The following is a 14991-nucleotide window of genomic DNA, read 5'->3' as shown; positions in this document are numbered from 1 at the left end:
CGGGATCCGGGGAACCACCCGCGCCCTGACACCGGCCCCCGGACGGGTTTCCGTCCGGGGGCCGGTGTCAGGCAAGATGGATGTATCTGCCCACACCTCTATTGCTGCCGGACGGTTTCTCTTGGCTGAGTTCATCTACACCATGCGCAAGACGCGCAAGGCGCACGGCGACAAGGTGATCCTTGATGACGTCACCTTGAACTTCCTGCCCGGCGCGAAGATCGGTGTCGTGGGCCCCAACGGCGCCGGTAAGTCCACGGTGCTGAAGATCATGGCGGGCCTGGAGCAGCCGTCCAACGGCGACGCGTTCCTGTCGCCCGGCTTCACCGTCGGCATCCTCATGCAGGAGCCGAAGCTCGACGAGTCGAAGACCGTCCTGGAGAACGTCCAGGACGGCGCAGCCGAGATCATGGGCAAGCTCAAGCGCTTCAACGAGGTCGCCGAGCTGATGGCGACCGACTACTCCGACGCGCTGATGGAGGAGATGGGCAAGCTCCAGGAAGACCTGGACCACGCCAACGCGTGGGACCTGGACGCCCAGCTGGAGCAGGCCATGGACGCCCTGGGCTGCCCGCCCGGCGACTGGCCGGTCACCAACCTCTCCGGTGGCGAGAAGCGCCGCGTGGCGCTCTGCAAGCTCCTCATCGAGGCCCCGGACCTGCTCCTCCTCGACGAGCCCACCAACCACCTCGACGCCGAGTCGGTGAACTGGCTGGAGCAGCACCTCTCCAAGTACGCCGGCGCCGTCGTCGCGGTCACCCACGACCGGTACTTCCTGAACAACGTCGCCGAGTGGATCCTGGAGCTCGACCGCGGCCGCGCCATCCCCTACGAGGGCAACTACTCCACCTACCTCGACAAGAAGGCCGCCCGCCTCAAGGTCGAGGGGCGCAAGGACGAGAAGCGCCAGAAGCGCCTCAAGGAGGAGCTGGAGTGGGTGCGGTCGAACGCCAAGGGGCGCCAGACCAAGTCCAAGGCCCGTCTCGCCCGGTACGAGGAGATGGCGGCCGAGGCCGACAAGATGCGGAAGCTGGACTTCGAGGAGATCCAGATCCCGCCGGGCCCGCGCCTCGGTTCCATCGTCGTCGAGGTCGAGCACCTCTCGAAGGCCTTCGGTGACAAGGTCCTCATCGACGACCTGTCGTTCACGCTGCCCCGTAACGGCATCGTCGGCGTCATCGGTCCGAACGGCGCGGGCAAGACCACGCTGTTCAAGATGATCCAGGGCCTGGAGACGCCGGACAGCGGCTCGGTCAAGATCGGTGACACGGTCAAGATCTCCTACGTCGACCAGTCCCGCGCCAACATCGACCCGAAGAAGACCCTCTGGGCCGTCGTCTCGGACGAGCTGGACTACATCAACGTCGGCCAGGTCGAGATGCCGTCCCGCGCCTATGTCTCCGCGTTCGGCTTCAAGGGCCCGGACCAGCAGAAGCCGGCCGGCGTCCTCTCCGGTGGTGAGCGCAACCGCCTCAACCTGGCGCTGACGCTCAAGGAGGGCGGCAACCTGCTGCTCCTCGACGAGCCCACCAACGACCTCGACGTCGAGACCCTGTCCTCGCTGGAGAACGCCCTCCTGGAGTTCCCGGGCGCGGCGGTGGTCATCTCCCACGACCGCTGGTTCCTGGACCGGGTCGCCACGCACATCCTCGCCTACGAGGGTGACTCCAAGTGGTACTGGTTCGAGGGCAACTTCGAGTCGTACGAGAAGAACAAGATCGAGCGTCTCGGCGCGGACGCGGCCCGTCCGCACCGTGCCACGTACAAGAAGCTCACGCGAGGCTGATCGTCTTGGCTCGTCACCTGTACAGCTGCCCCCTGCGCTGGTCGGACATGGACGCCTTCGGCCACGTCAACAACGTGGTCTTCCTCCGCTACCTGGAGGAGGCGCGCATCGACTTCATGTTCCGGCTGGCGCCCGGGGACGGTTCGCCGTCGTTCTCGGGCGGGTCCGTCGTGGCCCGTCACGAGATCGACTACGTACGGCCGCTGGTCCACCGGCACGAGCCGGTGACCGTGGAGTCCTGGGTCACGAAGATCGGCGCCGCGTCGCTGACGATCGCCTACGAGGTCAAGGACGCCGACCAGGTGTACGTACGCGCCTCGACCGTCGTCGTGCCGTACGACCTGGCCGCCGGACGGCCCCGGCGGATCACCGCGGAGGAGAAGTTCTTCCTCCAGCAGTACCTGGCAGAGGAGCCCGCCGCGGCATGACCGTGCCCGTGCAGTCGCTGCGGTTCGCCGACGCGGGGGAGGCGGCGGATCTCGCCGCCTTCCTCGGCCGGCTGCTCCACTACGACCGGGCCGCGGCGGTCCGGTTGCAGGCGGGCGGCGGCGACGCGCTCGCCGTGTTCGGCCGTCCGCCGTCCTTCGAGGTCCTCGCCATCCGTGCGGCCCGCCTGGCCGGCCCCGCGACGCTCGACGTCACGGTGTCGGCCGGCGAGCTGCTGGAGTCCCTGGACGCCCCCGGTACGGAGGGCGCGGGCGGTACGGGCGGCGGTGCGCTGCCCGCACCCGTCACCGGGCCGCCCTGGACCGGCGTCCTGCCGCCTCGGGGGCCCTGGCGGGAGGTGGCCGGTCTGCCCCGGCCCGACGCCCTGCGCACCGCGCTCGATCTGGCCGTCGCCGAATTCCGCCGCCGGGACGAGGCGCTCCCCGACGAGCTGCGCACCCGCGCCGAACGGGACCGCATGGGCCGCGAGATCTGGTCCCGGCAGGTCGGCGCCACCGGGCTGCCCCTGCGCGCCGTGCACGCCGCCCAGTCCCTCGGCTTCCTCCGCCCCGACCCGGACTTCCCCGTCTCGCTGCTCTCGGCGGGCGGCTGGCTGCGGCTGCGGACGCCGTTCGGCTCGATCGCCCTGCGCCGCGACCCGGTCGGCGGACTGGGCGGCCCCGGCGGACTCAGCCTCTCGGTCGGACGCGGCTGACGCGGGCCGGGCAGCACCGCGCGGCCGGGGGACGGATGCGCCGAGGCGGTCCGGCGCCGCTGAGGCAGCCGGGCGGGATCGAGGCAGCCGCGCCCGACGTCACTTCGTGGGCGACGCCTCCTGCGCGGGCCCGTCCGGCTTCTTCCCGGCTCCGTGGGTGTCCGGCCAGACGCCGATGTGGTCCTGCTCCAGCTCCAGCAGCACCCGGTGCTCCATGCCCAGCGCCCGCGTGTGGTCCGCGGGCAGCTGGAGCCGCCCCGCCCGGTCGAGCATCGCGTACTCGCGGGCCACCTGCGACTCCTGGCCCGTCGCCGCGTCCACCTCCGTGCGGCGCAGCACCTCGGAGGACGTACGGCCGTCGCGGATGGCGACCGTACGCCGCACCTCGTCCGCGACCGCCTGGTCGTGGGTGACGATCACGATCGAGGTGCCCAACTCCTCGTTGGCACGCCGGAACGCGGCGAAGACCTGCTCCCCGGTGGCCGAGTCCAGCTCACCGGTCGGCTCGTCCGCCAGCAGGACGGACGGGGAGTTGGCCAGCGCCACCGCGATCGCCACCCGCTGCTGCTGACCGCCGGACAGCTGCTGGGGCCGCCGGTCGCGGCACTGCTCGATGTCGAGCATGGCGAGCAACGACTCGGCGCGGGCGGCCCGTTCGCGCTTGCCGCCGCCACCGCGCAACTGCATGGGCAGGGTGATGTTCTGGATCGCCGTGAGGTACGGGAGCAGGTTGCGGGCGGTCTGCTGCCAGACGAAGCCGACCACGTCCCGGCGGTAGCGCAGCCGTTCCTTCGGGCCCATCGACAGCAGATCGCAGCCCGCGACCTTCGCCGAGCCGGCGGTCGGCACGTCCAGGCCCGCCAGGATGTTCATCAGCGTCGACTTCCCACTGCCCGACGCCCCCACCAGGGCCATCAACTCGCCCTCCTGGACCAGCAGATCGAGACCCTGGAGCGCCTGCACCTCCACCCCGTCCGTGGTGAAGATCCGCACCACGCGGTCGCAGGCGATCAGCGCGTCGTGTCCGTAGGACGGGCGGTCCCGGCGGGCCGCGGCCCGCCGCTCCAGCTCCGCCAGCGTCGTTCCGGCCGCGCGGGCCGTGCCTGCCGTCTCGGTGGACGAGGTCATCGGGAGTCTCCTGCCCTGAGTTCGGTGATCGATCCGCGGCGGCTCGCCCACCAGGCCTGAACGGCGGCGACCGCGGCGGCGAGCGCCACCACCCCGGCGGCGGGCAGCCCCAGCGACCAGAGGTCGGTGCGCAGCGTGACGGGGCTCGTGTCCGATCCGGCGACGCCCGCGAGCGCCAGCGGCACCAGGTCGATGCCGGGGGAGAGGAGGGCGATGGTCGCCCAGCCGGTGAACAGCCCGCCGCCCGCCGCCATCAGCGCCTGCGGCGTCGCCTCGAAGGCCAGCAGCCGCCGGCCCTGCGCGGTGGTGAGCCCCATCGTGCGCAGCCGCGCCAGCAGGGTCTTGCGCTCCGGCGCGGTCCGGAGCAGCGACAGCAGGACGGCCAGCAGCGCGTACCCGGCCCCCGCCGCGACGGCCGCGAGGTAGATCCGCTCGGCCCCCGCCTGCATCGGGGTGTCCACATACCGCGCGCGCTCCTCGGAACGCAGCTTCACGGTGTACTTCTCGCCGCTCTCCGCGACCGCCGCACGCAGCTTTCCGGCCTCCGGCGCCCCGGCGAGGAGCAGCGTGGTGGGCGCGCCCCGCTCCAGGGAGGCGGAGTTCACGATCAGGAAGTCGGTGGGGGAGACGGCCGCGGCGCGCTCCGTGGTCCCCACGACCCGCACCGTGAAGTCGCCGGACAGCGTCTTGAGCGCGCGCGGCTCCTTGCCCAGCCGGGCCGCCACCCCGGGGGAGGCGATGACCGGCAGGACCCGTTCGGAGCCGCCCTCGCCGCCCTTGGCCGGGCGGGCGGTGGAGCCGGTGGCTCGCAGCCGGTCGGCCGGGAAGTCCGGGAGCCCGGCGGCGCGGGCCGCCCGCGCGTACGACAGGGGGTCGACCCCCACCAGGGCCGCCGTCCTGGAGTCCGTGGCCGTGCCCGTACCGGCACCCGTCCCGTCGCCGCCGTCCGGGCCCGTGGCCCCGGCCCCGCCGGGAGCCGCCTCCGGGAGGACCACGCCGTACTCGATCCGCACCGGCGCCGCGTCCCGTACGCCGTCCAGTCCGCTCACCGTACGGACCAGCTCGTCGGGGAGCGTCGTGCGCTCGCCCGCGCCGCTGACCCGCGCGTCCGCACCGACCGCCGCCATCGCCGCCCCGTCCCGCGCGTCCCCGATGCCCGCGATCACCGAACCGCCGAACGCCGCCGTGGCCAGCGCCAGCAGCAGGGCGAGCAGCGGCAGCGCCCCACCGGCCGAGGACCGGCCGGCGCGGGCCAGCGAGAGGAAGCCGATCGCCCCGCGCAGCCGGGCCACGGGGCGGGCGGCGAGCCGCAGGGGCAGCGGGTGGAGCCGCACCAGTACCAGCGCCGCGATCAGCGCGACCAGCACGGGCGCGGCGCTGACCAGCAGGTCGGTGCCGCCCTCGGTGGACGTGCCGCGCCGGCGCAGCGCCGTCACCGCGCCGGCCGCCAGCACGACCAGGGTCAGTTCGACGACGGTGCGGCGGCGCGACGGCCGGGCGCTCACCAGGTCCTCGCGGGGTGTGCCCAGGACGGGCCGGATGTGCTGGAGCGTCGTCCGCAGCGGCAGGGCGACGCACACCAGGAGCCCGACCCCGGCCGCCGCCGGCGCGCCCGGCCACCACCGGCCCTCACCCTCGCCCACGAGCAGCGTAGCGAGGAGCAGGCCGAGCGCGCTCGCGGGCAGGACGGTCACCGCGGTCTCCGCGAGCAGCCGGCCGCCGATGCCGCGCAGCGAGCCGCCGCGCGAACGCATCAGGGCCAGTTCGGCGCGGCGGCGGCCGGAGATCAGGGAGCCCGTCATCAGCAGGACGACGGCGGCCACCGAGCCGATCCCGAGGGCGGCGACCGCGATGACGGGGCCGATCGCGTCGCGCATCCGCGCGTTGGCCCCCACGATGTGGCCGAGCCCGGTGGCGAACACCGCGGTGTCCCCGGCGGTCTCCCGCACCTTCAACAGTCCGGGGCCGCTCTCCAGCGAGGCGATGACGGACGTCAGCCGTGCGCCGTCGGGGCCGGTCAGCCCGGCCGGGTCGGGCGGGATCCGCCAGTAGAGGACGGGTTCGGCGGTTGTGCTCAGGAGCGCGGGACCGGCGTCCTCGGCCAGCAGGACGGTGCCGGTCCAGTAGTACACCGGGAAGGGTGCCTCCGGGTCCGGGACCAGGGACGGGGAGCGCAGCAGCGGATCGGCGGACCAGTAGCTGCCGCGCGGATCGCGCGGGGCCACGATGCCGGTGATCGTCACGGTGATGGGCTTCCGGGCCGCGGTGAGCAGCTCGACGGTCGCGCCGACCTTCACCTTCAGCTCGGCCGCCGTCTCCTCGGTGACCGCGCCCTGCACCGCACGGGATTCCGAGGTCACCTGCTGAGGTGTCGTCGGCCAGGCGCCCGAGGCCAGGGTGGCGTGTTCCTTCAGCCCCGACTGTGCCACGTAGGAGAGCCGCGGCGGAATCGCGTCGGGCCTCGGCAGCCACGGCTCGGTCGCCGTCACCCCCTCCGTGGTGCGCACCCCGTACGCGACCGACGAGGTGTCGGCGCGCAGCGGTGCGGGAAGCGCCTTGAGCAGCTTGCCGCCGACCCGCGCCAGCTCACCACTGCGCAGTTCGGCCTCCCGCTGCGCCTGCGGCAGTTCGAGACCGGGCTGCGGACGGGAGACCTCCACGACGCTGCGGCTCGCAGCGGCCGTCAGGATGTCGTGGCGCAGCCCCTTCGTCTCGTACGCGTCCACGGCCCGCGGGAACGCCGCGGCGAGGAACGCCGTCACCAGCACCAGCACCGCGAGGGCCGACGCCGCACCGGGCGCGGTCCGCAGCCGGGTACGGATCCAGGGGGCCTCGGCCGCCCGCTTGTCGTCGCTCATATCAGTGGTCCCCCTGGTGGCGCAGTGTGACCGCCGGGTCCCCGCGGCGCAGCGCCATCGTCGCGACGATCACGAGAGGCAGTGCGGCGACGCACCCCAGCAGCGCGGCGACCTGCCCGGCGGGCAGGTCGACCAGCACCGGCGGAACGGGCCGTCCCGCCTGCCCGGTCAGCACGATCAGCGGGACGACGGCACGGGTCAGCACCGTGCCGATGCCGAGCCCGATCAGCAGCGCGAGGGCGATCAGCACGCCCTGCTCGGCGGCGACCATGCGGGCCAGCTGGCGGCGCGGGGCGCCGAGCGCCCGCAACACGCCCAGTTCGGCCGACCGTTCGCGCCGGGACCCCGAGGCGCTGACGGCGAAGCCGACCGCCGCCAGCGCGGCGGCGACCACCGCGACGGCCGGCAGCGCCGACTGCGGCCCGGCCCCCAGCGGGTCGTCCACCAGGCGCTGGGCGGCCTCCGCGCGGACCAGGACCTGCGCCGGGTCGGTGTCCGGCAGGGCCCGCAGGGCGGCGGCCGTCTTCGCGGCGTCGCCGGGGGCGGTGCTCAGCCACCATTCGGTCGCCTCGATCGTGGCGGTCGGCCGGTGGGCCAGGACCTCGGTGACGGCCTTGAGGTCCACCAGCAGCGCACCGCCGTCACCCGACGGGTCCTCGGCGCCGGGCGGCTCCGCCGACTCCGTGGTCGGAAGGCGCCGCACCGACTCGGCCAGCGTCACCCGGACGGTGTTCCCGGCGAGGGTGAGATCGATCCCGTCGCCCAGTTCCGCGTTCGTGCTCTTCAAGTAGGCGTCCGTCGCCACCGCCTTGACGGCCGTGGGCCGGGGGCGGGCGGCCGTGATCCGCAGGGTGCTGGTGACCGGCTCCCAGGCGTCCGTCCGGCCCACCCCGGTGTCGTAGGTGAAGTCCGGCAGGCCCGTGGCGCCGTTGCGTACCGGCGGCTTGCCCGGCTCGACCTCGCCGGACTCGGTCAACGTCATGGACGCGTCCCAGCGCACCGATCCGGTCACCGCGACCGGACGTTCGGCGCCGGAGGCCGTGACCACGCGTACATCGCCCACCGAGATCCTGTGCTTCCGCGCGCGTTCCCCCGGCGGTCGGCCGTCCAGCTCGATGCCGGTCACGGCCAGGCCGCCCGCCGCCGACACCGGCACGGACACCGCCACCGGTCCGCCGTCCACGGGCACCGGGCCGGCCAGGGCGCGGTAGGGCAGCCCGTAGCGGTCCTCCAGGAGCACGGTCGCCACCGGCGCCTCCTCGTCCGGGGCCGGGGCGGACCCGGAGCGCTTCGACGCCACCGTGGTGATCCGCAGGTCCAGCTTCAACCGGGTGCCGTCCTTCGGCAGGACGAGGCCGGGGCGTGGGGCCGGTTTCGGGGCGATGGCCTCGAACAGCCGGCGGGGGCTCTCGTCGGCGAGGTCGGAGCGCAGCAGCATCCGCTCGTCCGCGTGGGCCGTGTCCAGGGCGACGACCTCGGCCACGCGTCCGCCGGAGACCTCCACGTCCGCCCGGTAGGCGGGGGCGGCCTGCCGCACGCCGGGCAGGGAACTGTAGGCGCCGGCCGCGGCCGGGCCGCCCCCGGTCCCGCCGACCATCCGCACCGAGGCGCCGGAGGCGAAGTCGGCCTGGTCGGACTGCGAACGGTTCCACGAGGCGCTCTGCCCGATCGCCAGCATGCCCATCGCCACCGACAGGACCAGCAGCAGCACCGGACCCGCACCGCGCAGGGGGCGGCGGCTGAACTGCCAGCCCGCCAGGGCCGCGGGCAGCCCCCGGCCCCTGGCCGCGCGTCGCTCGGCGAGCTTCGCGGCCGGCGGCAGCAGCCGCAGGGTCAGGACCGTCCCGGCGAGCAGCGCCAGGGCGGGGGCGACCACCAGCAGGGGATCGACCCCGAGGTCGCCCGCCCGGTCGCCGCTGAGCGCCCCGCCGCCGGCCTGCCGGTCGAGCTGCCAGTACGCCACCGCCGCGATCAGGAGCAGCCCGAGGTCCGCGCCCGCCCGCACCGGGCCGGGCAGCGACGCCGCGCGGGTTCCGCGCCCGCCCGCCCCGGTCGCCAGCGACGGGGCCACCACGGCCAGCGCGCAGGCCAGCGCGACGCCCGCGGAGACCAGCCACACGGTGCCCGCCGAGGACTCGCCGACCCGCAGTCCGATCCGGGACAGGGCGCCGCGCTCGGCCAGCAGCCCGGTCAGCGGCCCCGCGAGCAGGGGGGCGACCACGGCGGCGGGCACGGCGAGCAGCAGCGCCTCCAACGCGGCGAACGAGGTGATCCGGCCCCGGCTGCCGCCCCGCGCCCGCAGCAGCTCGCGTTCGCCGTCGCGCTCGCTGTTCAGGAGCCGGGCCACCAGCAGCAGGGCGTACGCGGCGAGCAGCACCAGCTGCACCGCGACGATCATCAGCGTGGAACGGGAGACGAGCAGCGCCCGGTCGAGCTGGTCGAGCACGGTCGGCAGCGACGTCCGCGCGGTGATGCCGGAGGAGAAGACCGGGGCGGCGGACAGGGCCTTCGGGGCGGCGGCCGATGCCTCGCGCAGCCCCGCCATGGAGCCGGTGGTCAGCCCGGCGAAGTCGGCGGTGGCCAGCCAGGCCGTGTTCCCGCCGCTGAGTGTGCCGGAGGCGAGGGCCGAGGGTTCGGTGAGCAGCGGGCCGTACGTGGTGAAGGCCAGCTTGCGGACCCCGCGCCCGCCGAGCGGATCGAGCTGCCAGTACGGATCGGCCTGGTCGGCGGCCTCGTAGACACCGGTGACCAGGACCTGCTGCTTCTTCCCGCGCAGCCGGTCGGTGACCGTGAACCGTCCGCCCGGCCTGAGCTTCAGCGCCTCGGCGGCGACCGCGGGCAGCGCGACCTGGACGGGCCCGCCGCCTTCGGAGCCGGCCGCGGGGGCCTCGCCCTCGGTGATCCGTACGCGCGTGCGGTCGAGGGCGGCGAACTGGGTCAGGTCCGGCTCGCCGCGCCGGGCGGCCGGTTCCTGGAGCGTACGCGGCAGGGCGTACGACCCCGAGCTCTCCAGCTTTCCCACCGTCACGGGCAGCCCGTCGAAGGCGTCGCGGGACGCCTCGCGGACGGCGTCGTCGGCCTCGGCGCGCCGCTCGTGGTCCACGGAGGCGGTGACGAGGAGGGAGGCGGAGGCGGCGGAACCGTGGGTGAGCGAGTGGCGCAGGGCCGCGTCGCCCACAGAGCTGGAGAACGCGGTGAGCGCGGCCAGGACGGACGTGGTCAGCAGAACGGCGAGGAGGGCCGCGGAGAGCAACAGGCGATGAGCCCGCACCCGCAGAAGGACGAAACCCGTCACCTGATCCCCCAGCCCCGGAAACACCGCATGCGCACGCCCCCCGGCGTACCGGTGATGCTGTCAGAGGCGACCGGGTTCCGGTAACCGCTTGCCGGTGCACCTTGACGCGATCGTGATCGTTATGCGGAGGTGGAGGATCGGATTCCGGAGTCGTTCGGTCACGGACCGCTCATGCGTCACGCACGGGTGACTGATCGGTGCCGGGACGTGATCAGTCCGCGGTGTTGATCATCGAGGCGGCGGCGTACGTCATGTAGTCCCACAACTGCCGCTCGTGCTCCGGCGCGAGTCCCAGCTCGTCCAGCGCCACCCGCATATGGGACAGCCAGGCGTCATGGGCCGCCCGGTCCACCCGGAACGGCGCGTGCCGCATGCGCAGCCGGGGGTGCCCCCGGTGATCGCTGTAGGTGCGCGGGCCGCCCCAGTACTGCATCAGGAACAGCGCGAACCGCTCCTCGGCCGGACCCAGATCCTCCTCCGGATACATCGGCCGCAGCAGTTCGTCGCCCGCCACGCCCTCGTAGAAGCGGTGGACCAGGCGCCGGAAGGTCGCCTCGCCGCCGACCTGCTCGTAGAAGGTCTGCTCCTGAAGCGTGTCGCGCGGAATCTCAGTCACCCGTCCATGGTCGCAGACGCTCCGGCCGAGGACGGGGGTCCTAGGACCAAGGGCGGGCGCACCGAGGGTGTTCGGCGGGCGCGCGTTCGCCGTACCGTTCGCCCGCGCGGTCCCGGCGCAGGACAGTGGAGGTATGGGCACACAGCGGTACGGCTCCTCCCCGTCCGTCTCCGACGCCGAGGCCGACGCGGCGCGGGAGGCCCTGGTCCGGGTGATCGCGGCGCGGGGCGCGCTCACCGACCCCGCCTGGCGCACCGCCTTCGCCGAGGTCCCCCGCCACCTGTTCGTACCGTTCTTCTACGTGCACGGCGTCCGGGGTTACGAACGCCTCCGGGGCGAGGACCCCGACCCCGAGCGCCGCTCCCGCTGGCTGCGCGGGGTGTACACGGACGAGGCACTGGCCACCCGCCTCAAGGACGGCGAACTCGTCTCGTCCTCCAGCCAGCCGTCCCTGATGGCCCTGATGCTCGACGCCCTCGGCGTCGAGGACGGGCACACCGTCCTGGAGATCGGTACCGGCCCCGGCTACAACGCGGCCCTGCTCGCCCACCGGCTCGGCGATCCGGCGGTGACCACCGTCGATCTGGACCCGGAGATCACGGACGCCGCCCGCGGCCACCTCGCCGCGGCCGGCCGCCATCCGACGGTGGTCACCGGCGACGGAGCACGGGGCTGCCCGGCGCGCGCCCCGTACGACCGGATCATCGGGACCTGCACCCTGCCGTCCGTACCGCGCAGTTGGCCGGAGCAGTGCCGTCCGGGGGCACGGATCATCGCGCCCCTCGCCACGGGCCTGGTCTCGCTCCGGGTCCGCGGGACGGCGCACGGCCCGCGCGCGGAGGGGCACTTCCTGCACACCCCCGCGTACTTCGTGCCGCTGCGCGGGGCGCACCCGGTGGGCGACTCCCTTCCGTACCTCGGCGCGCTGCCGCGCCGGGTGGCCGGGGACGACCTCTTCCGGTTCCTGCTGACCCTGAGCGCGGGAGCCCTCGATCCGCACGAGGCCCTCTCCCTCTGGGAGCGCGAGGGGCGCCCGCAGCGGGAGAGGTACGGCGTCACGGTCGGCCGGGGCCGCCAGTGGGCCTGGCTCGACGACCCGCAGGGCCCGTACACCTGGCCGCTCGCCGCCGGCTGAGGCGGCACGGGCCCGGCCCCGGAGGGCCGGGCCGGCCGCTCAGTCCCGGTGGAGCGTGATCGTCGTCCACGCCCCGACGTGCACCTGGTCGCCGTCCTGGAGCGGAACGGGGACGTAGGGCTGGATCGGCTCCTCGGCGCCGTTCAGCGTGGTGCCGTTGGTGGAGTTCTGGTCGACGACCGCCCAGCCGCCGTCGGGCTGCTGCACCAGCACCGCGTGCTGGTGCGAGACGCCCGGGTCCTCCGGGGGCACCGACAGGTCGACGTCGGGGGACTCACCGGTGCTCTGCCGCCGCCGCCCGATGGTGACCTGGCCGCCGGTGAGCGGAAGGCGCTGCTCCGGGGAGTACGCGGGCAGGTTCAGCCCGCTGGCCTCGGGGCCGCTGCGCTGCATCATCGCCAGGAAGTACGCGCGGTCGGGAGCGATCACGGCCGTCCAGGAGACGGGCTGCTGCTGCCGCCCCTGGCCGGGCACCCCGGCGTGCTGCTGACCGCCCTGGTCGTACCCCTGGTCCGGGCCGCCCTGGCCGTGTCCCGCGTGTCCCTGGTCCGGGCCGCCGTGACCGTCGTACCCCTGGCCGTGCCCCGGCCCCTGGCCCTGGTGGGGGCCGGGCTGCTGGAACTGCTGGGGTGGCTGCGGGGCCTGCGCCCGGGAGGGCGGCGGCAGCACCCAGTCGTCCCCGCCGCCCGTGTGCCCCGACGAGTGCGGCGGCGCGGGCGGCGCCGACTGCTGCTGCGGTGCGAAGGGCGAGGACTGCCGGGGCTCGAACGACGAGGACGCCGAAGGGGCCGACTGCTGCGGCTCGAACGGCGAGGGTGCCGACGGGGCCGACTGCTGCTGCGGCCGGATTTCCCCGCTGCTGGAACGACGGCGGCGGGGGCCCCTGCCGGAACGACTGCGGCGGAGGCCCGCCCTGACCGCCGTGCCCCTGCGGGCCGTTCTGCTCGGGGGCGAGCGGCTCGGCGGGACGGTTCATCTGCGAGGGGCGCGAGCCCTGGTAGTCGAACGGGTCGTGCGCCCGGGGTTCGCCGGAGGGGCCGCCCTGACCGCCGGGGCCGTGCTGACCACCCTGACCGCCGGGAGCACCGGAGCCGTGCTGGCCGCCGGGGCCACCCTGACCGCCGGGACCGTACTGTGCGCCGGGACCGCCCTGGCCGCCGGGACCGGCGGGGCTCTGGGACTGGAAGCCGGGCGGCAGGCTGAGGCCGGGCGGCGGGCCGCCGGGCGTACCGTGCTGCGGTGCCAGCGGGGTGTAGGAGGTCGCCTTGTTGGTGAGGAAGTTCCAGCGGCACTCCTCGCAGAACGGCGCCATCGCCTCACGCGGCGTGCGGCACTGCGGGCAGAGCTCCGCCTGCATGGTGGGCGGGCCGCCATCGGCGCCGGAACCCGGCTGCGGGTAGCCGTAACCGGGCGCGGGCGGCGGCGGAGGCGGCGGGGGCACGGCGCCCGCGGGCGCACCGCCCGGGGCCATGCGGTGTCCGCAGACCTCGCACCAGTCCTCGGAACCCGACTGGTGTCCGTTCGGGCAGGTCGGCATGTCGGCGCTTCCCCCTCTCCTCTTCCGGCCGCGGAGGCCGTCATTGCTGTCGATCGCGGCGTCGTTGCTCAGCGAGTACGTCGGGCTGTTCTGTGCTCACGGCCTGTGGTCAACGGATGACCGGACCGTGCTACTTCTTGACGCGAACGGTCTTGGTCGAGCGCGTTTCGAGGGTCATCTCGTCCGCTTCCGCGACCTTCGCCTTCAGTCGCACAGTACCTGTCGCGGCGTCGACGACGTCGACCACCTTCGAGAGCAGCCGCGCGGTGTCCTGGTTCCCGGATGCCGACGCCAGCTGTACCGCACGCCCCAGCTTGGCCGTCGCGCCGTGGAAATCGCCCGACTTGCGCGCTTCCAGGCCCTGCTGGATGACCTGCGCCAGCTCGGCCTGGCCCGTGTAGTGCGCGACATGCGGATTGATCGAGGTGGACGCCGCCATGTCGTCCGTCCACACCGCCCGTACGAGCCCTTGCGACAGGGGCTGCGGCACGCCCGTGCCCGAGGGGTCGGGCAGGATCAGGGAGACCCGTGCCGCCAGCATCTCCTGGCCGATCCCGGCCTCCGGAACCCGTACGCACACGTGGTAGTCCCGTGACTCGTCGCCCCACGAACCGGTCGGGTAGTCCCCGGCGCGGGGGCCCGCCTCGGTGCGCCGCCCGGTCAGGTCCGCCACGGTCGGCGCGACCTGCTTCACGAACCGGATCTCCACCCCCACCGGAGTCCAGAGCCGCAGCGCCACGTCCGCGACCTCCTTGTCCATGGCGTTCTCCATCATCCGCGTGAAGTCCGCGGCCAGGCCCGAGGGGTCGGCGACGATGTCGGCCGTGCCGAGGAGGGCGGCGGCGATGCCGGTGACCTCCTTCACCTCCCAGTCGGTGCCCACCCCGCGGGCGTCGCAGGTGAACCGGCCCGCGCAGGCGTCCAGCGCCGCCCGCAGATCCTCGGGCGCCTCGTGCTCGTTGCGGCCGTCGGTCAGCAGGATGCCGTGCCGGATGGCCGCGTCGGCCGAGCCCAGCAGCCGGTCGGCCAGTCCCAGCCAGGTGCCGATCGCGGTGCCCCCGCCGGCGCTGAGCCTGCGCAGGGCCTCCTTGGCCTGTGCCTTCGTGTGCGCGTCGGCGACCGCGAGCCGCCCGTCGCCCGGATAGACGTCCCGGGCGACATGCGTCCCGGCGACCACCGCGAACAGGGTGCCGTCGCGCAGGGTGTCGACGGCCGCCGCCGTCGCGTCACGCGCGTTGCGCATCTTCGTCGGCGGGTAGTCCATCGAGCCCGAGCAGTCGACCATCAGCACGACGGCGGCGCTCGGCCCCCGCCCCGCCCCGTACGCGGCCCCCGAATCCGCCAGGGGTATCCCGCCGGTGGTGCCGCCGCCCGTCGAGGTGACGGTCACGATGGCGTTGACCTCGCGGCCTCCCTCGGGCAGGAACGCGTTCTGGTACACCTCGACGGAGAACTGCGGCACGTTCGACTTGGAGAAGTTGGCCATGGTCGGCTC

9 protein-coding genes and 1 pseudogene are annotated in these 14991 nt (G+C 74.3%); 4 read left to right on the top strand and 6 right to left on the bottom strand.

Translation table 11 applies throughout. The features are described 5' to 3' along the window. Nucleotides 1-121 precede the first annotated feature (121 nt). The 3 genes from ettA to QFZ71_RS08855 are packed head-to-tail and all read left to right on the top strand — an operon-like array spanning nt 122 to nt 2927. On the top strand, nt 122-1786 hold the full coding sequence (gene ettA, locus QFZ71_RS08865; RefSeq protein ID WP_307667713.1) for an energy-dependent translational throttle protein EttA: 1665 nt from the start codon (nt 122-124) through the stop codon (nt 1784-1786). 5 nt (nt 1787-1791) lie between these two features. Next, nucleotides 1792-2214: a thioesterase family protein gene (locus tag QFZ71_RS08860; protein ID WP_307667712.1), complete on the top strand. Its 423-nt coding sequence runs from the start codon at nt 1792-1794 to the stop codon at nt 2212-2214. After that, the gene (locus QFZ71_RS08855; RefSeq protein ID WP_307667711.1) at nt 2211-2927 is read left to right on the top strand and encodes a hypothetical protein; all 717 of its coding nucleotides are present in this window, start codon (nt 2211-2213) and stop codon (nt 2925-2927) included. Before QFZ71_RS08860 ends, QFZ71_RS08855 begins: the two co-directional genes overlap by 4 nt. Nucleotides 2928-3026: 99 nt before the next feature. On the opposite strand, the gene QFZ71_RS08850 is transcribed toward QFZ71_RS08855, so the two are convergent. From QFZ71_RS08850 to QFZ71_RS08835, 4 genes are all read right to left on the bottom strand, one after another. Beyond that, nucleotides 3027-4055, bottom strand: coding sequence for an ABC transporter ATP-binding protein (locus tag QFZ71_RS08850; RefSeq protein WP_307667710.1), 1029 nt, complete (start codon nt 4053-4055; stop codon nt 3027-3029). After that, nucleotides 4052-6913, bottom strand: coding sequence for an ABC transporter permease (locus tag QFZ71_RS08845; RefSeq protein ID WP_307667709.1), 2862 nt, complete (start codon nt 6911-6913; stop codon nt 4052-4054). Before QFZ71_RS08845 ends, QFZ71_RS08850 begins: the two co-directional genes overlap by 4 nt. 1 nt (nt 6914) lies before the next feature. Beyond that, complete coding sequence (locus QFZ71_RS08840) at nt 6915-10208, bottom strand: FtsX-like permease family protein (RefSeq protein ID WP_307667708.1); 3294 nt, start codon at nt 10206-10208, stop codon at nt 6915-6917. 211 nt (nt 10209-10419) lie between these two features. After that, a complete protein-coding gene (locus QFZ71_RS08835) occupies nt 10420-10824 on the bottom strand; it encodes a globin (protein WP_307667707.1) in 405 nt (134 codons plus the stop codon). Nucleotides 10825-10957: 133 nt separating this feature from the next. Between QFZ71_RS08835 and QFZ71_RS08830 the strand changes: the two genes are divergently transcribed. Beyond that, a complete protein-coding gene (locus QFZ71_RS08830) occupies nt 10958-11959 on the top strand; it encodes a methyltransferase domain-containing protein (RefSeq protein WP_307667706.1) in 1002 nt (333 codons plus the stop codon). Nucleotides 11960-11998: 39 nt separating this feature from the next. On the opposite strand, the pseudogene QFZ71_RS08825 reads toward QFZ71_RS08830, so the two are convergent. Further along, a pseudogene (locus QFZ71_RS08825) lies at nt 11999-13496 on the bottom strand (FHA domain-containing protein). 130 nt (nt 13497-13626) lie between these two features. Beyond that, the gene (locus tag QFZ71_RS08820; RefSeq protein ID WP_307667705.1) at nt 13627-14982 is read right to left on the bottom strand and encodes a VWA domain-containing protein; all 1356 of its coding nucleotides are present in this window, start codon (nt 14980-14982) and stop codon (nt 13627-13629) included. Between the last annotated feature and the right edge of the window lie 9 nt (nt 14983-14991).

The organism is Streptomyces sp. V2I9, from assembly GCF_030817475.1.
In the GTDB taxonomy this organism is placed as follows: domain Bacteria; phylum Actinomycetota; class Actinomycetes; order Streptomycetales; family Streptomycetaceae; genus Streptomyces.
The sequence above is the reverse complement of the archived record's forward strand: the minus strand, read 5'-3'. Positions and strand labels throughout refer to the sequence as shown.

Coding starts and splice junctions, on each gene's coding strand:
- QFZ71_RS08855 (WP_307667711.1), top strand. CDS start 2,211: ATGACCGTGCCCGTGCAGTCGCTGCGGTTCGCCGACGCGGGGGAGGCG.
- QFZ71_RS08850 (WP_307667710.1), bottom strand. CDS start 4,055: ATGACCTCGTCCACCGAGACGGCAGGCACGGCCCGCGCGGCCGGAACG.
- QFZ71_RS08845 (WP_307667709.1), bottom strand. CDS start 6,913: ATGAGCGACGACAAGCGGGCGGCCGAGGCCCCCTGGATCCGTACCCGG.
- QFZ71_RS08830 (WP_307667706.1), top strand. CDS start 10,958: ATGGGCACACAGCGGTACGGCTCCTCCCCGTCCGTCTCCGACGCCGAG.
- QFZ71_RS08820 (WP_307667705.1), bottom strand. CDS start 14,982: ATGGCCAACTTCTCCAAGTCGAACGTGCCGCAGTTCTCCGTCGAGGTG.